The organism is uncultured Maricaulis sp., assembly GCF_905480005.1.
GTDB lineage: Bacteria > Pseudomonadota > Alphaproteobacteria > Caulobacterales > Maricaulaceae > Maricaulis.
Genome location: NZ_CAJQOO010000021.1, coordinates 16,342 through 39,227, shown reverse-complemented (window position 1 = coordinate 39,227; position 22,886 = coordinate 16,342). Strand labels below are relative to the sequence as shown.

Here is a 22,886-nt window from a genome sequence, read left to right as displayed (position 1 = left end):
GATACGGCGCCGGAAGATTATGGCCGCGTGATCTCGACCCGGACCTATCAGGACCGGATCGACACCCTGTCGCGGGTCCGTGGCGCCGGCATTCATGTCTGCACGGGCGGGATTGTCGGAATGGGCGAAGACGAAGCCGCCCGGATCGGCCTGCTCACAGAACTGGCCTCAATGGATCCGCATCCGGAGAGCGTCCCGATCAATCATCTGGTCGCGGTCCCGAACACACCATTGGGCGACAGCAAGCCGCTCGACGGCATTGATTTCGTGCGCACCATTGCGACGGCGCGCATCCTGATGCCGCGTTCCATGGTCCGCCTGTCGGCCGGCCGTGAGGGCATGAGCCGGGAATTGCAGGCGCTCTGCTTCCTCGCCGGGGCGAATTCGATCTTCGTCGGTGAGGAATTGCTGACCACGCCCAACCCTGAACAGCATGATGATTTCGACCTGTTCAAGGCGCTGGGTATCGAGCCCATGACGCTTGGGACGGATGGTTCGGTTCCAGCCGAATAGGCAAGAGCAAACGAAGCCGGGAGACAGGCATGACCAGGATCGGGGCGCAGGCAGCGCTGGGCCAGCTGGCCGGCTGGCACGCGGTAGATGGGCGCGACGCTATTCGCAAAGTTTATGAGTTCGCCGATTTCAATGCAGCCTGGGGCTTTATGAGCCGGGTCGCCGTGAAGGCAGAGGCCATGGACCACCATCCGGAATGGTTCAATGTCTGGAACAAGGTCGATGTGACGCTGGCCACGCATGATGCGGACGGTGTGACCGGGCTTGATGTCGAGCTCGCCGGCTTCATGGACAGTATTTGCGGTCTTTGACGAGTCGGATCGGCTCGAGTCTCAGTCTGTGTGAATGATGATCATGCCGATGAGGACGTCAGCGCCCTCCTGGCCGAGCGTCATGTCGGTTGCTTCTTGCAGGATCTGCGCGATCCGGTCAGCGTCCGGCACATCGCCGAAACTGTAGTGCATGCCTGTATAGCTCGACAGGGCAGACACATAGGCATTGCGCAGGCGCGGCATGTAGCGCTCGACCCGATGCCGAATGCGCGGGTCCTCGATTTCCAGGCCAGCCTCGATCTGAAGGATGCCGCGCGCCCGGCGGTTCGCCTGTACCGTCGCCGTCAATGGCCGCAGCGGCATATAGGTTTCCGACGATGTGATTGTGCGGTGACGGCTTTCCTCCGAGGACTCGCTGGAGGCAGGCGGGCTCGCCCAGGCGGCCGTGCCCGGAATGATCAGGATCAGCATCAGACCCAGAAGGGCCGGCAGGAGGCGGGCGGTCATCGACATGCCACCTGACTAGCATGCGGCGGTAAAGGAAGCGTTCCCCTTCGGGGAGAGGCTAGACGGCTCGGCCGGCGAACGGTTCGGATTCAAGCGTGTGCACGCGCAACGGTTTGCCACGCCGTTTGAGCTCGGCGTCGAAATCGGCGGCGCCGAGTGGCGCCATTTCACAATGGACAAACCACCCGCCGGCACCCGACCGTATCGGGGTCAGGATGCCATGCCAAAAATTGATGTGCTGGTCGATCTCGGCTTTCCAGATGGCGTCGATGGCGAGGACTTCGCCATTGAAGATTCCGCTCTGGAGCGTCTCCATGATCAGGGCTTCGCCATTGCGGCTGGCATCCTTGCGCACGGTCTGGCCGACATCGATCTGGCGAAATTGGGGGTGTTCGCGGAAACCCTGCGACAGCGCGACATAGCGCACCGTGTCCACATCAGGCTGGACGAGGCAGGCGACATGGGGATTGAAGCGGATTGTGGTCAGGAATCCGTCAAACAGGCTGCGATTGTCAGGCCGTTCGATCAGGGCGCGAATTGTGCTGATGGTGTCCGGATGCGGGATGGCCGTCCCAGCCTCGATCCGCGAGACCTGGGGCTGACTTATTCCGAGCTGATCCGCCAGGCTTTGCTGGTTGATGCCGGTCTGCGCCCGAAACTCACGTAATGCCTTGCCCCAATCCAAAGCCGGTCCCTTAGGCAGCCCCAATTCCATCACTAAAAGTAGGAGTATATTCCGGGCGACGGGAAGCAAGTCAAAATCCCAGCTGAGTGTGAGCTGGAACACAGGCGACCTGCATGGGCCCGTGCCAGCATCGTGCACACTTGCGACGCGCGGCCCTTACCGACCGCGTGATGGGGAGCGATGTTGACGGGCGCCAGACTGCGTCCGAACGGCAGGTGTGAGTGTGGCCATGAAGACCGTTTTGCTGGTTGAGGATTGTGAAGAGGACATCGATCTGGTGCGGACTGCTTTCGATCGGTACTCAAACGCCGTTCGACTGGAGGTCGCGCGATCGGGCGAAGCGGCGCTGGATCTGCTGCGATGTCGTCAGGTCGATGACCCTCCCAAGCTCCCTGTCTGTATCCTGCTCGATATGTGCATGGCGCAGGGCGATGGAATGTGGCTGCTGCGCGGACTCGAGGATGCGCCTGGCCTGCGCGACATCCCCGTCATGGTCGTCAGCGAGACCGGGGACATGCTCCGCCCTGCCCGCTCATTCGGCAATGTTGTGGGCGCGGCCCAGAAGCCCGCGCGTCAGCATGAATTCCGGAAACTGGTCGAGGATCTGGCGCGTCTGGCCGGAGCCATGCCGCAAACTGTCGGCTAGGACTGCCTGCGGGTGGGATAGGAGGGAGACCGGGTTCGCGGCCTGCGGCCTCGCCTGTGCGACCCTGCCACTGGCCACGTGTCCGGCGAGCGGAATATCCCCAGCAGGGCCCGCAAGGCGGTGAGTCATGATGTCCCGGGAAATGGTGGAGCCGAGCGGGATCGAACCGCTGACCTCGTCATTGCGAACGACGCGCTCTCCCAACTGAGCTACGGCCCCGAACCACTGAGGCACCTACTTTTCCGGTGCTGTGGTGTCAAGCATGCGCCGCTGGACCTTGGCGCACATTGCGGGCTAGAAGCGGGAGAAGGCGAACGCTGGCGAAAGAAGGTAGTCCATGTCACCGATCGACGGTCTGATCATCTATATCATCCACCCGCTCCTCAGCCTCCTGTGGCTGGTGGTCATTATCGGCATCATCCTGAGCTGGCTGATCAGCTTCAACGTCGTGAACGGCCACAATCAGTTTGTCGGCACGATCTGGCGGATGACCAACGCGATTACCGAGCCTCTTCTTGCGCCGATTCGTCGTATCCTGCCGCCATTGGGCGGCATGGATTTCTCGCCAATCGTCCTGATCCTGCTGATCGGTTTTGTGCAGGGCTATGTCCTCAATGAGTTGGTTGATCCGGATCTTCTAGGTGGAGCGCGTCACGGCCGCCGCTGACGCCGTGACGCTCCATGTCCGACTGACGCCGAATGCCTCGCGTGATGATGTCGAGGCCTGGCGGACGGATGCGGCCGGGCGGGGTCATCTGACCGCGCGGGTTCGGGCCATCCCCGAGAATGGCAAGGCGAATGCGGCGCTGATTGCGCTTCTGGCCAAGCAATTGTCTATTCCCAAGCGCGACATTGATGTGATACGCGGCGCGACATCGCGTTTGAAGACAGTCCGGATCGCGGCCGAAGGGCCGGTTCAGGCCCGGCTCGTCGCCCAACTGGAGGCCTTCGCGGATGAGCGCACACCTGATTGATGGCAAGGCCATTGCCGCCGAGATCGATGCCCGGGCCGGTGAGGTCGGGGCGGAACTGGCCAAGGCGCTGGGGCGCCCGCCCTGCCTCGCCGTGGTGCTGGTGGGCGATGACCCGGCCAGCGACGTCTATGTCCGCAACAAGGTGCGCCGCACCGAGGCAGCGGGGCTGACCTCGATCGAGATCCGAAAGCCCGCCGATGTGAGCGAGGTCGAGATCATCGAGATCGTCGAGGGTCTCAATCGCGATGACAGTGTCGACGGCATTCTCGTCCAGATGCCCCTGCCGGGCCATATCGACGCCAATCGTGTCATTGGTCGCATCGATCCGGACAAGGATGTTGACGGGCTGACCGAGGTCAGCGCCGGCCGCCTGGTGCTGTCCAAGCCGGGCCTGCGCCCGTGCACGCCGGCCGGCTGTGTGCTGCTCGCCGAACGGGCGCTGGGAGATCTGTCCGGCAAGTCGGTTGTCGTGGTCGGGCGCTCCATCCTGGTCGGCAAGCCGGCTGCGCTTCTCTTCCTCGAGAAGAATGCCACCGTCACGATTGCCCATTCCCGAACGGCCGATCTGCCGGCGTTGTGCCGGACCGCCGATATTCTTGTACCCGCTGTCGGTCGCCCGGAAATGATCCGCGGCGACTGGGTCAAGCCGGGGGCCTGTGTGCTCGATGTCGGGATTAATCGCATTGATGCGCCGGAGCGCGGTGAGGGCAAAACCCGGCTCGTCGGCGACGCGGCATTTGACGAAATTGTCGGGCATGCGGGCTGGATAACGCCGGTTCCGGGCGGAATTGGGCCGATGACGATCGCCATGTTGCTTAGAAATACCGTGATTGCGGCTGGGCTTAGGTCAAATCAGTCTCTGCCGGACGGTTTTTGACCGCACTTGCGTGTTTTCGTAAAGGGTTCGATAACGCAACCTGCATAGAATATGAGCGTAGGGAGGAAATTATGAGCAACCAAGCTTTGCGCGTTCTGCATGTGGAAGACGATTTCGCCGATGCGATGCTTGTCCAGCATGCTGTCTGTGAGGCCGGTGATCTCGAGATTTCCTTTGAAGTGGCGCGGACATTGAAGGACGCCGAGCGCGGCCTTTCCCGCGGGAGTTACGACCTCATCCTGCTCGACCTGCGCCTGCCGGACTCGGTGCATCCGACCGATACGCTCGAGACGATACAATCCTGTGCCGGGGATACGCCGGTCATGATCCTGTCGGGCTCGATGATTGTCGATGAAAGCCATCTGCCCGACAGCATTGCGCGGGTCGACAAGAATTCCAGCTTTCGGAACAATAAGGGCGAAATGCCGACGCACCTGGCGCACATGATCCGCGAAGCGGTCGAGTCGGCCGACTATCAGGCGATCTAGGGCCGCGTCCTCGGGTCGCAATGCCGACCGGCCTGTTTTCCCTTGTTCCAAATGAGCCTCGCTCTAACCTTGCCGCATCCAATGTGACAGGGAGAGCGCAATGAGTGATGCTGACGAGATCGACTACGAGATCGGCGGGTCGGATATCCAGTATGTAGAAATCGAACTTGATCCCGGCGAGAGCGTTGTCTCTGAAGCCGGAGCGATGATGTACAAGGCCCCCAGCATCGGCATGGAGGCGGTTTTCGGGGACGGCTCCCAGAAGAATAAGGGCGTCTGGGGCGCACTGGCCGGCGCCGGCAAGCGCCTCCTGACCGGTGAGAGCCTGTTCATGACCGTCTTCACCCATGGCGGCCAGGGCAAGGCCCGTGTTGCCTTCGCGGCGCCCTATCCCGGTACGATCCTACCTGTGCACCTGCCCGACCTGGGCGGCGAGCTGATCTGCCAGAAGGACAGTTTCCTGGCCGCAGCCAAGGGAGTCTCGGTCGGGATCGCTCTCCAGAAGCGAATCATGACCGGTCTGTTTGGCGGTGAAGGCTTCATCATGCAGCGGCTCGAAGGAACCGGCTGGGTATTCGTTCATGCCGGTGGGACCCTGATCGAGCGCGAACTGGCGGCGGGCGAGGAATTGCACGTCGATACCGGCTGCGTCGTCGCCTATACGCCCAGCGTCGATTTCGAAATCGAGCGCGCAGGCAATATCAAGTCGATGATCTTTGGTGGCGAAGGTGTCTTCTTTGCTCATCTCAAAGGGCCCGGGAAAGTCTGGATCCAGTCGATGCCATTCTCCCGCCTGGCGGGTCGTATCCTGGCCAATGTGCCTGTGACCGGGTCTGGCCAGGGCGAGGGGTCCGCGCTTGGGCCGCTCGGCTCGATCATGCGTGGCAGCTAGTCGGATCCTCTTGTGAGTCTGCGACAGGTCGGGCGCCGGAATGTGCCCGACATGCGCATTATGCAGTTGACAGTCATTCGCATTCGCGGGAATGATGGTCGCAGGCTCAATAGGAAACCGTGCTCGCCCATGTATGTCTGCATCTGCAATGCGCTGCGCGATCGCGAACTCAAGGCTGCGGCGGCGGACCCGTCCATCAAGAGTGCTGCCTGCGTGTTCAAGCGGTGTGACGCCAAGCCGAAATGCGGCCGCTGCCTGCCGGATGTTGCTGACATGATCGCCGCGACCCGGATCGGGACTGACGACCTTCCCGCTGCCGCGGAATAATCGCGAGCGAGACCCACTTTCACTTGCAAACTTAATGTTTTGGCTCTTCGCCGGCTTTCCGTAGACTAGCCCATCATGCTGCACACGGGAGAGACGCCATGAAGGGCGATGCCAAGGTCATTGAACTGTTGAACGGGGCGCTGAAGCTCGAGCTGGCGGCCGTGAATCAGTATTTCCTGCACGCGCGCATGTTCAAGGATTGGGGCTTCGCGAAAATTGCCAAGATCGAGTACGAGGAATCGATCGACGAGATGAAGCATGCCGACATCCTGATCGAACGCATTCTCTTCCTGGAGGGGCTGCCGAGCGTTCAGGACCTGGCCAAGATCTATATCGGCGAGACCCTCAAGGAGTGCCTCGAGTGCGATCTCAAGGTCGAGGAGCGCGCCCATCCTTTCTACAAGGAGGCGATCGCCCATTGCGAACAGGTCGGTGACTATGTCTCGCGCAAGATTTTCACGGACATCCTCGACAGCGAGGAAGAGCATATCGACTTCCTCGAGACCCAGCTGGGACTGATCGAAAAGGTCGGGGAAGAACGGTATATGCAGTCACAAATGGCCCCTGGCGAGGGCTGATTGCTGGGTCCCGGCACGCGCGGCTATTCCCCCGGCCCGACAAGCATGATTACATTCCCGTTACGCCGGCTGTTCCGGCGCGGGGAAATCATGACGCATTTCATCATTGTGGCGACGATGGGCTTGTCCCTGAGTTCCGGGTCCGGGTTCGCAGAGGCCCCGCCCATCTTCCAGCCGGGTGCTCCGGGAACAGAGACGCGCATCTTGACGCCTGAGGAATCCCTCAGTCAGGCCGATACCGGCTATTCGGCTGATGATGTTCGTTTCATGCAGCACATGATCGTGCATCACGGCCAGGCGGTTGCGATGGGTGAGCTGGTCGAGGGTCGAACTGACAATCCGCAAGTTGTCCTGATCGCCCAGCGCATCGCGCTGTCTCAGGGGTCGGAGATCGAGATGATGCGTGCCTGGCTGTACCGCCGGCAGCAATCGCTTGAGATGCAACATGACGGGCCCGAACATGGGGCGATGATGCCGGGCCATGGCGGCCATGCCATGGGGCATCAAGGCCATGCCGCCGCGCCGTCCGAAACGCCCTTGATGGCGGGCATGCTGTCGCCGGCGCAGATGGTGGAGCTCGCCGACGCGCGGGATGCGGGTTTCGATCGTCTCTATCTGGTCGGGATGATCCATCACCATCAGGGCGCGATCGACATGGTTGAAGCCTTGCTCGCCGAGCCAGGCAATGGCGAAGACACGCAATTATCCGAATTCCTGTCGGCCATCATCGCCGACCAATCCGCCGAGATATCCCGCATGCGCGGTATGCTCGCCGGTCTCTAGAATTTCATCGGTCCAAGGGGGGCTACTCGATGCCGAATTTCCGTTCCATGGTTTCACTGGCTGCGTTGGGCGCAGCGCTGGCTGCCTGCTCAGCACCCGTCGAGGAGACGGTTGAAGGGCCGCCGTCGCGGGCTGATCTCGCTCCGGGTATTTTTGATGCCGAAAGCGTCATCTGGAATCTCGAGATGACGGCCTCCGTGCCGCCTCCGGAAGGTTTCTTCGACCGCGAAACGGCCATGATCCCGCTCAGCCTGCCAGCGGTAGTTGAGGATGACGCCACCGACGAGATGGCCGAAGAGCCGGGCGATGATGTCGCAGACGAAGACGATCCCGATGCGGCCCCTGCCGAGGCAGAGGAAGAATATACAGGGCCGGGCCTTCTATCCTTTGCCAATTCCGACCTCGCCTTCACCGGCGATCGCGTGATCGTCGGCGGCTTCCATGGGTTCAACGTTTTTGACGCGGCCGATCCGGATGATCCGGAACATATCCTGTCGGTTGTCTGCCCGGGCGGTCAGGGCGATGTCTCGGTTCATGGCGACCTTGTCTTCTTCTCGACCGAACAGGGTCGTGGCCGGCTTGATTGCGGCAGTGGCGGCGTCGAGGAAGAGTCCAGCCCCGAGCGTTTCCTCGGCGTGCGGATTTTCGACATCAGCGATCTCGACGCTCCGCGCCAGGTGGCGGCGGTGCAAACCTGTCGTGGCTCGCATACCCACACATTCGTGCCGCACCCGACCGATGACCGCACGGCCTATATCTATGTCCAGGGCACAAGCAGCCCGCGGCCGGATAGCGAGCTTGCCGGTTGTAGCGGTGGCGAGCCGGACGAGAATCCCGAGACCGCGCTGTACTCGATCGACATCATCGAAGTGCCGCTTGATGCACCGGAACAGGCGGCCCTGATCGCCCGGCCGCGCATTTTCACGGATTACGAGACCGGTGAAATCGCCGGCCTGTGGGCCGGTGGTGCCATGGAAGAGGGCGCACAGGAGGCCAGCGCAACCGTTTCCTGTCACGATATTACGGTTTATCCCGAAATGAACCTGGCCGCCGGCGCCTGCGGCGGTAATGGCATCCTGCTCGATATCACCGATCCGGTGAGCCCGCGCCGAATCTCGGACCTGGCTGATCCGAACATGGCCTATTGGCATTCGGCGACATTCTCGAACGATGCCGACAAGGTCCTGTTCACCGATGAGTGGGGCGGCGGCATCGGCCCGCGTTGCCAGTCAACCGATCCGGAAAACTGGGGCGCCAACCTCATTGCCGATATTGTTGACGGCGAGTTGCAGCTGCGCGGTTTCTTCAAGATTCCGGGCGAACAATCGGCGATCGAGAATTGCGTCGCTCACAACGGCACGCTCGTCCCGGTCCCGGGTCGCGATATCATGGTTCAGGCTTGGTATAGCGGTGGTCTCTCGATCATCGATTTTACCGACAGCAATAATCCGTACGAAATCGCTTTCTTCGACCGCGGACCGCTCGGGCCGGATGCGCTCCGTGTGGCCGGATACTGGGCGGCCTATTGGCATAACGGGCGAATCTGGGCGCCAGAGATTGTCAGGGGTATGGATGTCTTCCGGCTCCAGCCCAGCGAATATCTGACCGCGAACGAGATTGCGGCGGCTGAATTGATCCGCTTCGACGAGGCGAATACCCAGACCCAGCTGCACATTGAATGGCCCGACCAGCCGGTGGTCGCCCAAGCCTATCTCGACCAGATCGAGCGCGGCGACGCCCTGGAAGGTGCTGCGATCGCCTCTGTCCGGTCTGCACTGGATGCCTGGTCTGCCGGGTCGCCCGACAGTGCGGCTCTGACCGCGGCGTCGGCAATGCTCGCCGAGGCAGCGGGTGCAGACGGGCTTGTCCCGGCGGAGGCTCGCCGCCTGACCGAGCTCGCGGGCCTGCTGAGCCGAGCCGGCTGACGCTGACAATCCAGGCGGGGCGGCGTCATGCTGCCCCGCCTGTGTCTGTCTATCCCGCCTTGGCGTCGATATCGGCAGCGGAATGGCGCTCGGGAACTTGATTGGTTTCTTCGCCCCAGACCCGATTGACCTTGATTCCGCGCCGCACGGCCGGCCGGTCGGCAATCTCCGCCGCCCAGCGCTGGACATGGGTGTAATCCTGAACAGACAGGAATTCGGCCGACTCATAGAGAACGCCGCGCGCCAGCGCGCCATACCAGGACCAGACTGCCATATCGGCGATCGAATACTCGGCGCCCGCCAGATAGGGGCGGTCGGCCAGGGCCTTGTCGAGTACGTCCATCTGACGCTTCACTTCCATGGCAAAGCGGTCGATTGGATACTCCCACTTCTCCGGCGCATAAGCGTAGAAATGACCAAATCCGCCACCGAGATAGGGGGCGGACCCCATCTGCCAGAACAGCCAGTTCAGCGCTTCGGTCCGGCTTGCCGGGTCCTTCGGCAGGAAGGCATCAAACTTCTCCGCCAGATACAGCAGGATGGATCCGGATTCGAAGACCCGTGTGGGGGTCTCGGTGCTGCGGTCCAGCAAGGCTGGGATTTTCGAGTTCGGATTGATCGAGACGAATCCGCTGGAGAATTGCTCGCCTTCGGTGATCCGGATCAGCCAGGCGTCATACTCGGCATCGGCATGGCCGGCCGCCAATAATTCCTCGAGCATGATCGTGACCTTCACGCCGTTTGGCGTGGCCAGCGAATAGAGCTGGAGCGGATGCTGGCCGACGGGCAGATCCTTGTCGTGGGTGGCTCCGGCAATGGGGCGATTGATGCTGGCGAAACGGCCGCCACTCTCGCTATCCCACGTCCACACTTTCGGCGGCACATACGCGCTGGTATCGGTCATGAAGACCCCCTGTTTGCTTGAACGGGTATGTAGGGAGTTTCGAGGCCCGGACAAGCATGGGGTTTGGCGAAAACGCCGGGCGGGCCTGAGCGCTTCGATCACGTGGGCGTAATCCTCGCCAAGAGGGCAGGCATCAGCCTGAATCGGGGGTAGGCTCCTTGGAGGCTGGCGCTAACTTACAAACTTGGCCACTTTGCGGGAAGCGCTCCAAGGATCTTATCGGGTCGTGGCGCGTTGGATGAGCGCGAATGCGTCACCCGCGCGCGAGAAAAGTCGCGCACGATCTCGTTAAACGCTAGATTGAAACTCAGCTGAAGTGAGGCCTGACAATGATTTTTCGGATTTGCGCCGGGGTGGTAATTGGCTGTGCGTTGTTCGCGGGAGAGGTTAGCGGGCAGCAACCCTCATCACAGGATAGTCGTGAGGAATTCTCCAATTTAATGGAGGATGTCCGCCGCGACCAAAACAATTTCTGTCTTAACGACCTGAGTGGATGGCGCTTTTGCAAAAGTGCGCTCTTTGACGTGTTCGGGTCGGAACAGGACGTCGAACTGTATTCCATAAGGTATGAGGGCGAATGGGAAACTGGCGAAAACTTTGTTTTGTCGGCGAACTGCAACCCGGCTGACCGTTCATTATGGCTGGGTGAGCTGCTGCCGGTTTTGAGGACACCGAGTTAGGGTGTTTTTGGAACCGGAGAAGAAGAATGACACGACGACAGTTCAGCCGCGAGTTCAAGAGAGAAGCGGTGCAGTTAGTGCTGGAGCGGGGCGTAAGCGTCGCCCAGGCAGCGCGGGATCTGGATTTGCACCAGACGGTGCTACGGCGCTGGATAACGCAGTATCGGGATCAGCCTGCCGGGGCCTTTCCCGGGCAAGGCAAGCTGACGCCTGCCGATGACGAGGTTCGGCGGCTCAAGCGGGAGGTCGCACGGCTGAAGGCCGAGCGGGACATTCTAAAAAAAGCCGCGGCCTACTTCGCCAGGGACCCGCTGTAATGTTCGGGTTCATCGCGAAGCACCGGGGGATTTGGCCGGTCAGTTGGATGTGTGGGGCGCTCGGTGTCTCTCGAAGTGGCTTCCATGCCTGGCTGATCAGGTCACCCAGTGCTCGCGCCAGGAGCGATGAGGCGCTCGGTGCCCGCGTCCGGGCCAGCTTCTTGTTGTCGGACCGGACCTATGGCGCTCGTCGCGTCTGGCGCGACATGCTGGCAGAGGGCATATCGTGCGGCCTGCATCGCATCGAGCGGCTGATGCGGGAACAGGCCCTGCGGGCCCGGCCTCGCCGTCGTCAGCTTCCCAAGGACAGCGGGACACGCTCGGTCATCGCACCGAATGTGCTTGAACGGGACTTCCGGGCGGATCGGCCGAACCGCAAATGGGTCGCCGACTTCACCTATATCTGGACAGCACAAGGCTGGCTCTATCTGGCTGTGGTGCTGGATCTGTTCTCGCGGCGCGTCGTTGGCTGGTCGATGAAAGACGCGATGACCGCGCAGATGGTCACCGACGCGCTGATGATGGCAATCTGGCGGCGCGGCCGCCCCGATACCCTGCTGCATCACTCCGACCAGGGCAGCCAGTATACCAGCGAGAGCTTCCAGCGGCTGATGGCGGATCACGGCATCACCTGTTCGATGAGCCGGTCAGGCAACTGCTGGGACAATGCCGCGATGGAGAGCTTCTTCTCATCGCTCAAGGTCGAGCGCATCCGGGGACAAGTCTATCGGACACGCGATCAGGCCCGGGCCGACGTGTTCGACTATATCGAGCGCTTCTACAATCCCAGACGCCGTCACTCGACGCTGGGATATCTCAGCCCGATGGACTACGAAAGGAGAGCTATGGAAGCTTAGGTGCTTGTCCACGGAACCGGCAGCAGCTCAGGGAGACCTCTATCTCCGCTCTTCGGCGCTGCCCGCAGGGTCGGTTAGGTACGCTGTCACGCAAGCCTTCGAAGGGCAGCCTGCAAGCAGATATGAAACGATAGGCGAGGAAGGCGAGCGTGGTTTCGAGCTTCAGGGCGCATCGTCACTCACGATGCAGACCACTGACTCTGAACGTATGCAGCTAGACGTCCGCGTTCAGTTTGGGGGAGAGTGGCAGTCCTTTGCCATGTCAGTCCAAATAAACCCGGATATGTACAAGCTGATGATGGACGTTTGCCATAGGCCGTAGGAGCTTACCGGTCGCTTTCTGCCGCGCTCGATACTAGGTCGGAATTCCATTAAATATCTAAAAATGGTGCCGCTTAGGTGACTCGAACACCTGACCTACGCATTACGAATGCGTTGCTCTACCAGCTGAGCTAAAGCGGCCCATTTACGGGCTTCGTTCCGTGACCGGTCCGAAGGCGCCGGAAACTACCCGCGAACGAGGAAGTCGGCAAGCCCTTCATCAGGGCAAAAATCAGCCGTTTGAAACGCGTGTGCGCAAGCATTCCAGAACAGGCTTGGCCATGCCTTCGAAATCCGGCGGACCCATATTGGTGATGATCAGGTCGGCCAGCGGTTTCTGGGGTTCGACATGCTGTGTGTGCATCGGTTCCACGATGGTGTCGAACTGGTGTCGCACGGACTCCGGAGTGCGCCCGCGCTCGGCGACATCGCGCTTGAGACGGCGCTCGAAGCGGACGGGTCGGGTGGCCGAGACGTAGACAATCAGATCGAAAAGGGCGGCCAGGCCCGGGCTTGCGACGGCGTGCAGACCTTCAACGATGATCGCGCGCGCCGGTTGGCAATGCAGCGTCTCGGCGTGGCGGCTGTGGGTGGCAAAATCATATTGGGGAATATCGACACTTTGCCCGGCCTTGAGGGATTTGAGATCGGCAATCAGACGGGCGTGTTCCTTCGAGGCCGGTTCATCGAAATTGAAGGTCGACGGGTCGAAATCATCCAGCAGGGTCGCGTCCAGATAATAGTCATCTTCCTTGATGACATAGGCTCCCGGTATGGCGTCCGCGATGGCATAGGCCAGCCGCGTCTTGCCAGAGGCGGAGCCGCCGACGATCGCGACCAGGGTCACGTCGTCGCCGGTCGCATCACGCCCTGTCATGCCGAGGCCTCGTCATCCTCATCCGGGACGCCGGGGTCATCGGGCATGCGCGGCGGAGCGTCGACAAAGCGTGACGACCGCGAGCTGGCCGCCTTGACCGGGCGCGGGGAGTCCAGGAGCGCCGTTTCCGGCACCGCACCGGCCGCCCGCTCGTAGCGCTCATAGCGCGGATGGGTAAGACGGTTCTCGTCACCAAAGACATAGACCATCCGCTTCCAGTCATCCGGCGTGTAGGCAAAGAGGCGCCCCTCCGGATCAATGTCGGACCAGTCGGCATCGGCGCCGGCATGGGAGGCGCGCGTCATCCAGCGCCGGGCGAGCTCGTCCTTGCCGTCAAGCCGCGCCAGTCGGGCGGCCAGGGCGCACAGGCGCGAGGAGGGCGTGGCTTCGTCCAGCATCGGATCCAGCAAGGCGCGGGCGGCGGGGGCATCGCCCTCTTCCAGCGCGGTCTGGATCAGGATGAGGCGGCTTTCGCGATGTTCCGGATTGAGGGCGGCCAGCGTCTTGAGACGCTCAAGGCGCCTGGTCTTGGTATCCGACTTCCGCAAATCCTGGAAGGCCCGGGCCAGGGCCGGATGTGGCGCGGCAGCCCAGGCGGATTCCAGAACTTCCGAGGCGCGCTTGTGGCGGCGGCCATCGGCGAGCAGCCGCGCCGCGAGGGCGGCTGCCGGTGCGAAACCCGGGGCAGCCTTGTGCGCGGCGACGGCAAGGTCGCGCGCGCTCTCGGCATCGCTGCCTTCAGTCTCGAGCGCTGCCGCGGTCAGCAGGACAGCGCGGCGGCGGCGGGCTGTATCCGGCGCCAGATGCTTGCGCCGCTCGCCCTCGGTCAGCGTGGTCAGGGCATCCTGCCAGCGGCCCTTGGCGACCTGGGCATCGAACAGGGAATCAAAGGCCCAAAGCGCGCCCTTGGCATGTTGGAAGGCGTCCGTGGCATGATCGATCGTGGCGCCATGATCGCCGCGCTCAAGCGACAATTGAGCCAGGCCGCGTCGCGCCACCACGCGGGTACGCTGATCGTCCAGCAGGGCTTCATAATGGGTCTGGGCGCCATCCAGATTGCCCGCGGCCTCGGCGGCGCGAGCGGCCAGCAGGCGCGAAAGTGCGGGACGGTCCAGCAGGGCATCGGCCCGCGCAGCCTGGCGCACAGCGGCTTCACCATCCCCGGCAGCAGAGGCGATCAGCGCCTTTTCCAGCGCGTCATAACCCTGCTCGCGCCGACGTCGGCCCATGAAGCCCTTCACCTTGTCCGGTGACGTCCACAACAGATAAATCCCCCACCAGATGACCAGCATGAGAAAGGCGAACAGGATCACCCCGCCGGCGGCGACCACGAAGGGCATTTCGGTCTGGACGCCGAGGAATTCGAAACTCGCCCGACCGGGATTGAGCGCCAGAAAGGCGCCCAGGGCCGCTGTGAGAAGGGCGAAAGTGACAGCCAGGATGAGGCGGATCATGTCGGGTCGCTTCCCTGCTCGGCGGCCTCGGCTGCCAGGGCATCACGCAGCGATTGCAGGCGTTCATCCAGATCGAGGCGCGCACGTGCCTGGAACAACCAGTCACGAACCGTCTCGAGGGCGTCACCCTCGAGGCGCTCGGCAATCGTCACGGCCCCGACAAGGTCGTTCTCTGCCAGGCGTCTTTCGGCCAGGGCGGTCATCGCCAACGGACCCGTCTCATCGTCATTGCCATCGGTGCGGCGAACTTCGATCAGGCCGAAAAAGACCCGCCCCGGGCCCGCGGCCTCGCGAATGGCCTCGCCCGGGAAGAGGGTGGCAAGCTCGCCAATTGTCGGCACGCCGGCGCGGGAATAATCGGCCATGGAGGCAAGGTCCGGCTGACCGCGCCAGAGCCGGGCCAGCGCCGCGCGTTCGGCCTCAAACCCGTCACGGGTGCGGGCGATTTCGCGCAGGGCTGTCAGCGCCAGAGCGCGCGCCGCCAACTGGCGTGACGCCTGACCGGTATCGGCCGGAGTGGCCGCTGTCTCGGAGGCGGTCCGGGCCTGGTCGCGGGCGCCTTCAGCAACGGTCCTGACAGTGGCGAGTTCAGTCTGGAGGCTGAGCAGGTCCTGGCGCAATTGTGCAATCGCCGGGTCTGATTGTGCCGGTGCGGACAGCGTGTCCATTGAGGCTTCGACGGCAATGATACGATCTGTGAGCGCTTGCAGGATCTGTGGATCGACCCCGGGACTGCTCGTTGAGGATTGGCTCGCCTCGAGCGCCTGTTGGGCGCGGGCATCGGTCAGGGATTGCGCCGTCTCGAGCGTCGCAAGCCGGGACTCAAGCGCGCTCGGATCAAACGGCGCGGCGGAGTCTGCCGGCTGCGCCGCGGCGCTCTCCAACTGGCCCAGTCGGGCCTCGATGTCGGACAGGTCCACAGACGCGCCGCCCGGACTGGCAGGCGGGGCCGTCTCCAGCTCGGCCAGGCGTTGCTCGAGCGCCGAGAACTGGTCCGTGAATGCCGCTGCCGGATCTTCGGCTTCAAGCGCGGCCAGCCGGGTCTCCAGACCTGTGATCTCGCTGGTCAGGGCCGCCCGCTCGGCGGCCGCGCCCGTATCCGGCGTCTCGGCAGCCGGCACATAGCGTGACGCGGCGAAGCCGATGGCGCCGCCGGCAATGCTGGCCAGCAGGAAAACGAGCACAAGGCCGAGCCCCCCGCCGCCGCTGCGGGCAGGCTTGGTGGTCGGGCGGCTGTCGTCAGCCGGCTCGAACTCGGCATCGACGGGTTCGGGATCGAGAGTTTCGTTGGGATCAGCCATGACGGCCCATGATTCGCGCGAATTTGCGTCAGCTTAGGACGCGTGGCCTGCCGAGGCCAGTTCCGATGAATCATCCAGAAGCGCAAGCAGCGCGTCCTCATTGGGAGCGGAGGCTGCAATCAGCGCGCCGAAGCCGGCCCCGTCGAGCGGTTGCAGCGCATTGGCGGAAATGCCGAGCGCCGTGACGGAGCCAAGCCAGTGGTGAAGTCCGAATTTGCGGAGCAGATCGAGAAAGGTCTTCGCGCCGCGGGCCGAATGGATCAGAACCGAGACCGGCGCGCCGGATACAATGGCGGCGATGGCTTCCTCTCCCAGGGCATCGACCGCGACGGCACCATATCCGATGGCATCGCGGATCTTGTAGTCATCCGGCTTGAGCGCGCCGGAAAGATCGCCGGAGACATGGATGCCGCGTATATGAAGAAGGCTGCCCTTGTCGGGCTTGACCTTGCGCCGGATCAGAGTGGCCAGCGAGGTGACATCGCCGCCGGCCGAGTGGACCTTCTTGAACCCGATATCGCGCGCGGCCTGGGCCGTTGCATCTGCGACTGCATAGACGGGAAGATCGCGTTCGGGGCGCCTCGGCCCCCAGGCCCGGACACCGTTCGCGGATGTGAAAACCAGGGCCTGCACGTCATCCAGACTGGCATCGATGCGGGCGCGAAAATTGATGTCGAGGACGGGCGAGATGATGGGGTCGATCCCCAGGCGTCTCAGCCCGGAAGCGGTGCGTTCCGCACCCGGCCAGCCGCGTGTGACCAGAACCGTCATGCGGTCACCAGGGCCGCGGCGAGGCCATCACCGGCAGCATCGCGTACAGCGCGGCCCAGGGCCTCGCCGGAATTACGGGCGCTATCGGAAGTGGCGGTCGTCATGTCGAATCGAATCTGCTTTCGCCAGCATTGCTTGCCATCAGGAGTCAAAACTTCCCCGATGAAGTCCATGGATACCTTATTCACAAGGGCCGCAATCGGCGTCCGGCAAGACCCGTCGAGCTCGGCGAGGAAGGCCCGCTCCGCGGTGACGGCGATCTCGGTCGCGCTGTGATGCAGGCCGACCAGATGCGCTGCGGCCTCATCATCATCCGGTCGAATGGTGACGCCAACCGCGCCCTGGGCGCAGGCTGGCAACATATCGGACGGGTCCAGCGGATCACGGCGTGCTTCCTCGCGGCCGAGCCGGTTGAGGCCGGCCCGGGCCAGGAAGGTGGCGTAGATCTCGCCCTCGGCGAGCTTGCCCAGACGCGTATCGACATTGCCGCGCAGGGGTATGACTTTGAGGTCCGGACGCTTGTGGAGGAGCTGGGCCTGACGGCGCAGGCTGGCCGTGCCGATGGTGACGCCTTCGGGCAGGTCCGCCAGCCGCGTTTCACCACCCCGGGCGATCAGCATGTCCCGTGGATCCTCGCGCTCCAGCAGGGCGCCCAGCACAAGCCCGTCGGGCAGGACGGTCGGGACATCTTTCATCGAGTGCACGGCGAAGGCGGCGCGCCCGTCCAGCTGGGCTTCATCGATTTCCTTGGTGAAAAGGCCTTTTCCGCCCGCCTCGATCAAGGTGCGGTCCTGTATCCGGTCGCCGGTGGAAACCAGGCCGAGAATGGGGAAAAAGGCGTCCGCTTCAGTGCCGGTCAGCCCGCACTGGGCGGCCAGACGGGCCTGCACATCATGCGCCTGGACCAGGGCGAGCGGGGAGCGGCGGGTGGCGATGGAGAGCGGTCTGGACGGCGGCTTCACGTTGCAATCATCCCGGTCTTGGGGCTAGTGGACAGTCATGGACTTAGCGCCCCCCTCCCCCAAAGCGCAAGCGCGCACGCTGACCGTACTCGGACTGGAATCCAGTTGCGACGAGACCGCCGCCGCCATCCTGCGCCGCGCGCCCGACGGGACAGTCGAGGTTCTGGCTGATCGCGTGCTGGGTCAGACCGAGGCACACGCGCCCTTTGGCGGTGTCGTGCCCGAGATCGCCGCCCGGGCGCATGCCGAGGCGATGGATGGGCTGGTCATCGAAGCCCTGGCTGAGGCTGGAATGGGTGTGGCGGAACTCGACGGTATCGCCGCAACCTCCGGACCGGGCCTGATTGGCGGCGTGATGGCGGCGCTGATGACGGCCAAGGGGCTCGCGCTCGGCGCAGGCAAGCCGCTTATCGCGGTCAATCATCTGGAGGGTCACGCGCTCTCGCCCCGCATTTCCGAGCCACTTGCCTTTCCCTATCTGCTCCTGCTGGTCTCCGGCGGACATACCCAATTGCTGATCGCCGAGGATGTCGGCGTCTATCACCGCCTCGGTTCGACCCTGGATGACGCCGCCGGAGAGGCCTTTGACAAGACAGCCAAGGTGATGGGGCTCGGTTTCCCGGGCGGACCGGCGCTGGAGCGGATGGCGATGCGTGGCGATGCGACGCGGTTCGACCTGCCCGTGCCGCTCAAAGGCAAGCCGGGTTGTGATTTCTCCTTTGCTGGCCTGAAGACCGCCGCGCGCCAGATCTGGGACCGGTTGGACGCGCCGAACGATCAGGACAAGGCGGACCTGTCCGCCAGCATGCAGGCGGCCATTGCGCGCGCCCTGGCCCGACGGACGCGCCGCGCCTTGGCGATGTTCGCCGAGCGCTACCCGGATATAGAGCGGCCGATGTCGCTGGTCGTGGCCGGCGGGGTAGCCGCCAACAAGGCCGTGCGCGTGGCGCTCGAGGCCGAGGCGGAGACGGCGGGCTTCCGCCTGATCGCGCCGCCGATGAAATGGTGTACGGATAATGCCGCCATGATTGCCCTGGTCGGCCTGGAAAGGCTGGCGCGGGGCGAGATTGACGGGCTTGATGCGCCGGCACGGGCGCGCTGGCCACTGGATGCGGTGTCGGCCAGGGCCGACCCGGCTATCGGCTCCGGACGAAAGGGACCCAAGGCATGAGTGAGTATCAGAGCATCGGCGTGATCGGCGCCGGCGCCTGGGGCACAGCCCTGGCGCAGACAGCGGCCAAGGCGGGGCGCGACGTGACCCTGTGGTCCTTCGAGCAGGATGTCACCGATGCGGTGAACGCCAAGCACGAGAACACGATCTATCTGCCGGACGTCAAGCTGAGCGAGGCCATCGAGGCCACGACCTCGATCTCTGACCTCGATGCCTGCGACGCGATCCTGGCTGTCGCACCCGCGCAGCATTTGCGGCGCGTGCTGGAGGCTTTCCTGCCCTATGCGCGGCCGGGTCTGCCAATCATTCTGTGTGCGAAGGGGATTGAGCAATCCTCCCTGTCGATGATGACCCAGGTGTTGAAAGAGACCATTCCCGCCGCACTGCCGGCCGTCCTGTCGGGACCAAGCTTCGCCATCGATACAGCCCAGGGCCTGCCGACCGCCGTGACGCTGGCCTGCGCCGACGAGGCGGTGGGCAATCAGCTTATCGAGGCCTTGGGCACGCCGCGTTTCCGACCCTATCTCGCGACAGACCTGATCGGCGCGGAGATTGGTGGCGCGGTGAAGAATGTGCTCGCCATTGGTTGCGGGATTTCCGAAGGCAAGGGGCTGGGCAAGTCGGCGCATGCGGCCCTGATCTCGCGCGGCTTTGCCGAGATGACGCGGCTGGCTTTGGCGCTGGGCGCCCAGCGCGAGACGCTGGCGGGCCTTTGTGGTCTGGGCGACCTGGTCCTGACCTGCTCCTCACCGCAATCGCGCAATATGTCCTGCGGGCTGGCGCTGGGGCGGGGTGTTTCGCTGGATGACATCATGGCCAGCCGCCGCGCAGTTACCGAAGGCGTCGCCAGTGCGCCGGCCGTGGTCGAGCTCGCGCGCCGCCATGGCGTTGAAATGCCGATCTGTGAAGCGGTCAACGAGATCCTCGCCGGTCGGGCCAGCGTGGATGATGCCATCGAGACCCTGCTCGCGCGCCCCTTCACCCTGGAGACGGCTTGATGCTTTTTCTGGTTCACACCTGGGACAAAGCCGGTGCCCTCGATATCCGGATGGCCAATCGCGACGCCCATATTGCCTGGCTGACAGCCGCCGGCGGGAAGGTGAAGGCGGCCGGTCCCTGGCTCAATGATGCCGACGAGATGGCGGGCTCATTGCTGATCATCGAGGCCGAGGACCGGGCTGGCCTCGATGCCTGGCTGGCGACCGATCCCTATCAGGCCGCCGGTCTGTTCGGAAAGGTCGAGATCGCGCCCTATCGCTGGGTCTTCAATCCCCCGGTGGAGGCCGGCTGATGCGGCCCAAACCGCCGCCGGGAACCGTGTTGGGCCGGCTGGACGAGCTGCCTGATCCTGGAGCGCGTGCGTCCGATTGGGAAGGCGGGGCAGTCGTGCTGGTCCGCCGGGGCGAGACCGTTACGGCCTTCACCAATCTTTGTCCGCATGCCGGCCTGCCGCTCTGCCTGCCCGATGGGCGCGGCCTGTTGCACAAGGGCGAGACCCTGGTCTGCTCGGTCCATGGTGCCAGTTTTGACGCTATGAGCGGCGATTGCACAGGCGGTCCGGCGGCCGGGGATCGTCTGATGGCGATCTCTGTCGAACTGGTTGGGTCGGAGATCCGGGCGTCGTGACCGCAGGCCCAGGCCTTGCCATGGGTCGCAATTGCCGCATCACGTATCGAAGCTGTGCATTGGCCGTGGTCTCGACAGACCAGCGCGTTTAATCGGACGACGGGCACACCGGGCGTGGATTGGCCATGATGTCCGCCGCCAGCGTGTCAGGCAGTCTGCGGACAATATCGAGGACCGTCTGGTCAGGCCCCATCCCGCCCAGGATGAACTGTGAAACATCACCGCCAGCGCCAGTTGTTGGGGCGCTGGGTGTGGCATGGGTCCGGACAGAGACAATGCCGCGTATATCCATGACATTCAGCGGCGCAGAGTTGGTTTGCGACCAAAGTGCTGCGCGACTGTCGCGGGCGCGTGTCGGCGATCCGGCGGGGCAGCGCATGGCGGCGCTATGCAGGGCGGGCAAAAGCGCGGAGGCGTCGCCGCGGGGCTCGCTCGGCACACCATCATAACCCATGCCCGAATAGTTATAGGCATTGTCCGTGGCGGCGACGAAGATCCACAGATGTCCTCGCGCAAAGGCTGCGCCGCGATAGAACGGGCCGCCAGGAATTGGCGGGGCGGGCTGCCATTCCATGGCGTGGAGATTGTCGGCCACTTGTCCTGTCCAGCAATCATCGATCGCGGCAAAGCTTCGGCGCCCTCCCTCGGTCGTGGGCGGAACCACCGCCGTGCCACCGCAAATCAGCATGTGTCCATCAGGGTGGATCGCCCCCGCATGCCCGAAGACCGGCGCGCCAGGGAAAGGCGTCGCCTCGAACCAGTGGTCTTCCTCGACATCATAGACCTGGACCAGGTCGACATTGTCCGTGTCGTGCCAGCCGCTGACGAGATAGATGTAGCGGTCACGAAACGGCAGGGCGACGGTGTCGTCGACCGGGACAGGCATGTCGGTGATGTGGGTATAGGTTTCGCTCGCCGGATCAAAGCGCCAGACCTCGGGGGTGGAGCGCTCCGACCCATCCTCGGCCACCGTATAACCGCCAAAGACATAGATCTGCCCGCGTACCGTCACGGCGACCGAGGCGAGGCGGCCGACCCCGTCGGGCAGGCCGCCAATCTCGCGGCAGGTCCGGGCGTCGAGGTCGCAGGCATAGGCGTCCGCCGTCACATCGCGCCAGGTCTTGCCTTCATGCAGGCCAGCGAAGGAATAGGCCATCAGGCGGCCATCCAGTTCGACGCCTGCGACGGCATTATTGGTCACCGGTTCCGGCAGGTGGGCCCAGGCTTCGGGCTCGGTGGACTGAGCGGCATAGGCGGGCGCGGAGACAAGTGCCAGCGAGAGGAGTGCGAACAGGGCCGTCAGCGGACTCTCAGCCATGACCTACTCCGCCGACTTCAGGGCCGGCTTTAACGAGAAGAAGCCGGAGCATTCGGCGATCAGTGCCTGCTTGGCGAAGCTGACGATTTCGGCACCTTTCTCGGGTGTCGCCTGGGATGGGTCGGAGCCGATCCGACCATCCGGGAAGCGCTCGCGATAGTCGGCCGCGTCGCTGAACCCGCCAACCGGAGCGATCTTCGGGCTCATTGCAACATCCTTGATCGCGTGCGGATGGGCGTAATAGGTCACCGAGACTTCCGATGCCGTGGCATGCATGCCCTCACCGACCGGGAAGAGCTTGCGGCACGTGTCCATCACGCCGGCCAATTCCCACCAATTGCGCTGTTTCAGCAAGACCGGGCAGGCGGTCCCGGCGAGTGAGAAACTGGCGTAATACTCGGCGAAGGCGGCATTGATCGTGGTGATGTTTCCGCCATGTCCGTTGAGGAAATAAATGCGGTCGAAGCCGTGCCTTGTGAGGCTCTCAATCCAGTCATTGAGTGCCGCAATCATGGTCGAGGGCCGCAATGTCATCGAGCCGGCAAAACCGAGATGATGCTGGGCAATGCCGACATTGAAGGTCGGGCCCACCAGTAGTCCGGCCTCTGCCCCGGCCTCGGCGGCGATGACCTCCGGGCAGATCGCATCCGTCCCGACGAGCCCGTTCGGGCCGTGCTGTTCGGTGGAGCCGATAGGGATGATGATTCCCTTGCAGCGCTTGAGATAGGCGTCGACCTCGGGCCAGGACGCATGGTGCAACAGCATGATTGCCACTCCGGAAAAGCGTAGATCCGGGGAGCTAAGCCGTCATGGCCGTGTCGCGCAAGGTCTGGATGTGGGCTGTGCCGAGCGGTCGCGCG

General features: G+C 63.5%; 26 protein-coding genes, 2 tRNA genes and 1 pseudogene. 17 read left to right on the top strand and 12 right to left on the bottom strand.

Going from position 1 to position 22,886, the window contains the following annotated elements:
• Both QZ266_RS03290 and QZ266_RS03285 read left to right on the top strand, forming a co-directional pair.
• Positions 1 to 513, top strand: a pseudogene (locus tag QZ266_RS03290) (biotin synthase); the annotation flags it as partial.
• Between the two features lie 29 nt (positions 514 to 542).
• Positions 543 to 824 carry a 4a-hydroxytetrahydrobiopterin dehydratase gene (locus QZ266_RS03285; RefSeq protein ID WP_295691622.1) on the top strand — a complete coding sequence of 94 codons (282 nt, stop codon included), beginning with the start codon at positions 543 to 545 and terminating at the stop codon, positions 822 to 824.
• Positions 825 to 845: 21 nt separating this feature from the next.
• Here QZ266_RS03285 and fliL read toward each other — a convergent pair whose 3' ends face one another.
• Together fliL and QZ266_RS03275 are read right to left on the bottom strand one after the other, a co-directional pair.
• Positions 846 to 1,292 (bottom strand): hypothetical protein, encoded by a 447-nt coding sequence (gene fliL / locus QZ266_RS03280; protein ID WP_295691619.1) that lies wholly within the window; start codon positions 1,290 to 1,292, stop codon positions 846 to 848.
• 58 nt (positions 1,293 to 1,350) lie between these two features.
• Positions 1,351 to 1,977, bottom strand: coding sequence for a helix-turn-helix transcriptional regulator (locus tag QZ266_RS03275; RefSeq protein WP_295691618.1), 627 nt, complete (start codon positions 1,975 to 1,977; stop codon positions 1,351 to 1,353).
• Between the two features lie 229 nt (positions 1,978 to 2,206).
• On the opposite strand from QZ266_RS03275, the gene QZ266_RS03270 reads away from it, so the two are divergent.
• The gene (locus QZ266_RS03270; RefSeq protein ID WP_295691616.1) at positions 2,207 to 2,623 is read left to right on the top strand and encodes a response regulator; all 417 of its coding nucleotides are present in this window, start codon (positions 2,207 to 2,209) and stop codon (positions 2,621 to 2,623) included.
• A 143-nt stretch (positions 2,624 to 2,766) separates the two neighbouring features.
• Here the strand turns inward: QZ266_RS03270 and QZ266_RS03265 are convergent.
• Positions 2,767 to 2,842 (bottom strand) — tRNA-Ala (locus QZ266_RS03265).
• A 118-nt stretch (positions 2,843 to 2,960) separates the two neighbouring features.
• Here QZ266_RS03265 and QZ266_RS03260 point away from each other — a divergent pair.
• The 9 genes from QZ266_RS03260 to QZ266_RS03220 all read left to right on the top strand — a co-directional run bounded on the left by QZ266_RS03260 (position 2,961) and on the right by QZ266_RS03220 (position 9,467).
• Positions 2,961 to 3,290: a YggT family protein gene (locus QZ266_RS03260; protein ID WP_295691614.1), complete on the top strand. Its 330-nt coding sequence runs from the start codon at positions 2,961 to 2,963 to the stop codon at positions 3,288 to 3,290.
• Positions 3,265 to 3,597 carry a DUF167 family protein gene (locus QZ266_RS03255; protein ID WP_295691613.1) on the top strand — a complete coding sequence of 111 codons (333 nt, stop codon included), beginning with the start codon at positions 3,265 to 3,267 and terminating at the stop codon, positions 3,595 to 3,597. Before QZ266_RS03260 ends, QZ266_RS03255 begins: the two co-directional genes overlap by 26 nt.
• Positions 3,578 to 4,474 (top strand): bifunctional methylenetetrahydrofolate dehydrogenase/methenyltetrahydrofolate cyclohydrolase FolD, encoded by an 897-nt coding sequence (gene folD / locus QZ266_RS03250; protein ID WP_295691611.1) that lies wholly within the window; start codon positions 3,578 to 3,580, stop codon positions 4,472 to 4,474. Before QZ266_RS03255 ends, folD begins: the two co-directional genes overlap by 20 nt.
• A gap of 71 nt (positions 4,475 to 4,545) precedes the next feature.
• Entirely contained in the window at positions 4,546 to 4,962 is a 417-nt protein-coding gene (locus tag QZ266_RS03245) for a response regulator (RefSeq protein ID WP_295691609.1), read from the top strand.
• A 100-nt stretch (positions 4,963 to 5,062) separates the two neighbouring features.
• Positions 5,063 to 5,854 (top strand): TIGR00266 family protein, encoded by a 792-nt coding sequence (locus QZ266_RS03240; RefSeq protein ID WP_295691607.1) that lies wholly within the window; start codon positions 5,063 to 5,065, stop codon positions 5,852 to 5,854.
• Between the two features lie 129 nt (positions 5,855 to 5,983).
• Positions 5,984 to 6,181, top strand: a complete 198-nt coding sequence (locus QZ266_RS03235; protein WP_295691605.1) for a (2Fe-2S)-binding protein — start codon at positions 5,984 to 5,986, stop codon at positions 6,179 to 6,181.
• A 98-nt stretch (positions 6,182 to 6,279) separates the two neighbouring features.
• Positions 6,280 to 6,759: a bacterioferritin gene (bfr, locus tag QZ266_RS03230; protein ID WP_295691603.1), complete on the top strand. Its 480-nt coding sequence runs from the start codon at positions 6,280 to 6,282 to the stop codon at positions 6,757 to 6,759.
• Positions 6,760 to 6,849: 90 nt separating this feature from the next.
• Positions 6,850 to 7,542 (top strand): DUF305 domain-containing protein, encoded by a 693-nt coding sequence (locus QZ266_RS03225; RefSeq protein WP_295691601.1) that lies wholly within the window; start codon positions 6,850 to 6,852, stop codon positions 7,540 to 7,542.
• A 29-nt stretch (positions 7,543 to 7,571) separates the two neighbouring features.
• Positions 7,572 to 9,467 (top strand): hypothetical protein, encoded by a 1,896-nt coding sequence (locus tag QZ266_RS03220; protein WP_295691600.1) that lies wholly within the window; start codon positions 7,572 to 7,574, stop codon positions 9,465 to 9,467.
• A 49-nt stretch (positions 9,468 to 9,516) separates the two neighbouring features.
• On the opposite strand, the gene yghU is transcribed toward QZ266_RS03220, so the two are convergent.
• Positions 9,517 to 10,371 carry a glutathione-dependent disulfide-bond oxidoreductase gene (gene yghU, locus QZ266_RS03215; protein ID WP_295691598.1) on the bottom strand — a complete coding sequence of 285 codons (855 nt, stop codon included), beginning with the start codon at positions 10,369 to 10,371 and terminating at the stop codon, positions 9,517 to 9,519.
• A gap of 706 nt (positions 10,372 to 11,077) precedes the next feature.
• Between yghU and QZ266_RS03210 the strand changes: the two genes are divergently transcribed.
• Positions 11,078 to 12,225, top strand: a protein-coding gene (locus tag QZ266_RS03210; RefSeq protein WP_295691596.1) for an IS3 family transposase whose coding sequence is annotated in 2 segments (ribosomal slippage) — positions 11,078 to 11,336 and positions 11,336 to 12,225 — 1,149 coding nt in all. Because the reading frame shifts where the segments join, the coding sequence is not laid out codon by codon here.
• Between the two features lie 386 nt (positions 12,226 to 12,611).
• Here the strand turns inward: QZ266_RS03210 and QZ266_RS03205 are convergent.
• The 6 genes from QZ266_RS03205 to hemC all read right to left on the bottom strand — a co-directional run bounded on the left by QZ266_RS03205 (position 12,612) and on the right by hemC (position 17,911).
• A tRNA-Thr gene (locus tag QZ266_RS03205) sits at positions 12,612 to 12,687 on the bottom strand.
• 91 nt (positions 12,688 to 12,778) lie between these two features.
• Positions 12,779 to 13,423, bottom strand: a complete 645-nt coding sequence (locus QZ266_RS03200) for a uridine kinase (protein WP_295691595.1) — start codon at positions 13,421 to 13,423, stop codon at positions 12,779 to 12,781.
• Positions 13,420 to 14,877, bottom strand: coding sequence for a heme biosynthesis HemY N-terminal domain-containing protein (locus QZ266_RS03195; RefSeq protein ID WP_295691593.1), 1,458 nt, complete (start codon positions 14,875 to 14,877; stop codon positions 13,420 to 13,422). Before QZ266_RS03195 ends, QZ266_RS03200 begins: the two co-directional genes overlap by 4 nt.
• A complete protein-coding gene (locus QZ266_RS03190; RefSeq protein WP_295691591.1) occupies positions 14,874 to 16,178 on the bottom strand; it encodes a hypothetical protein in 1,305 nt (434 codons plus the stop codon). Before QZ266_RS03190 ends, QZ266_RS03195 begins: the two co-directional genes overlap by 4 nt.
• Positions 16,179 to 16,211: 33 nt before the next feature.
• Complete coding sequence (locus QZ266_RS03185; protein ID WP_295691590.1) at positions 16,212 to 16,949, bottom strand: uroporphyrinogen-III synthase; 738 nt, start codon at positions 16,947 to 16,949, stop codon at positions 16,212 to 16,214.
• Positions 16,946 to 17,911: a hydroxymethylbilane synthase gene (hemC, locus tag QZ266_RS03180; protein WP_295691588.1), complete on the bottom strand. Its 966-nt coding sequence runs from the start codon at positions 17,909 to 17,911 to the stop codon at positions 16,946 to 16,948. The genes QZ266_RS03185 and hemC overlap by 4 nt, the downstream gene beginning before the upstream one ends.
• Positions 17,912 to 17,948: 37 nt before the next feature.
• Here hemC and tsaD point away from each other — a divergent pair, with 37 nt between their 5' ends.
• The 4 genes from tsaD to QZ266_RS03160 are packed head-to-tail and all read left to right on the top strand — an operon-like array spanning position 17,949 to position 20,708.
• On the top strand, positions 17,949 to 19,082 hold the full coding sequence (gene tsaD, locus QZ266_RS03175; RefSeq protein WP_295691586.1) for a tRNA (adenosine(37)-N6)-threonylcarbamoyltransferase complex transferase subunit TsaD: 1,134 nt from the start codon (positions 17,949 to 17,951) through the stop codon (positions 19,080 to 19,082).
• Positions 19,079 to 20,080, top strand: coding sequence for an NAD(P)H-dependent glycerol-3-phosphate dehydrogenase (locus QZ266_RS03170; protein ID WP_295691585.1), 1,002 nt, complete (start codon positions 19,079 to 19,081; stop codon positions 20,078 to 20,080). Before tsaD ends, QZ266_RS03170 begins: the two co-directional genes overlap by 4 nt.
• The gene (locus QZ266_RS03165; RefSeq protein ID WP_295691584.1) at positions 20,080 to 20,373 is read left to right on the top strand and encodes a YciI family protein; all 294 of its coding nucleotides are present in this window, start codon (positions 20,080 to 20,082) and stop codon (positions 20,371 to 20,373) included. Before QZ266_RS03170 ends, QZ266_RS03165 begins: the two co-directional genes overlap by 1 nt.
• On the top strand, positions 20,373 to 20,708 hold the full coding sequence (locus QZ266_RS03160; protein ID WP_295691583.1) for a Rieske 2Fe-2S domain-containing protein: 336 nt from the start codon (positions 20,373 to 20,375) through the stop codon (positions 20,706 to 20,708). Before QZ266_RS03165 ends, QZ266_RS03160 begins: the two co-directional genes overlap by 1 nt.
• 88 nt (positions 20,709 to 20,796) lie before the next feature.
• Here the strand turns inward: QZ266_RS03160 and QZ266_RS03155 are convergent, their stop codons facing one another.
• Together QZ266_RS03155 and QZ266_RS03150 are read right to left on the bottom strand one after the other, a co-directional pair.
• Positions 20,797 to 22,026 (bottom strand): kelch repeat-containing protein, encoded by a 1,230-nt coding sequence (locus QZ266_RS03155; RefSeq protein ID WP_295691581.1) that lies wholly within the window; start codon positions 22,024 to 22,026, stop codon positions 20,797 to 20,799.
• 3 nt (positions 22,027 to 22,029) lie between these two features.
• Positions 22,030 to 22,791 carry a creatininase family protein gene (locus QZ266_RS03150; protein ID WP_295691579.1) on the bottom strand — a complete coding sequence of 254 codons (762 nt, stop codon included), beginning with the start codon at positions 22,789 to 22,791 and terminating at the stop codon, positions 22,030 to 22,032.
• Positions 22,792 to 22,886 lie beyond the last annotated feature (95 nt).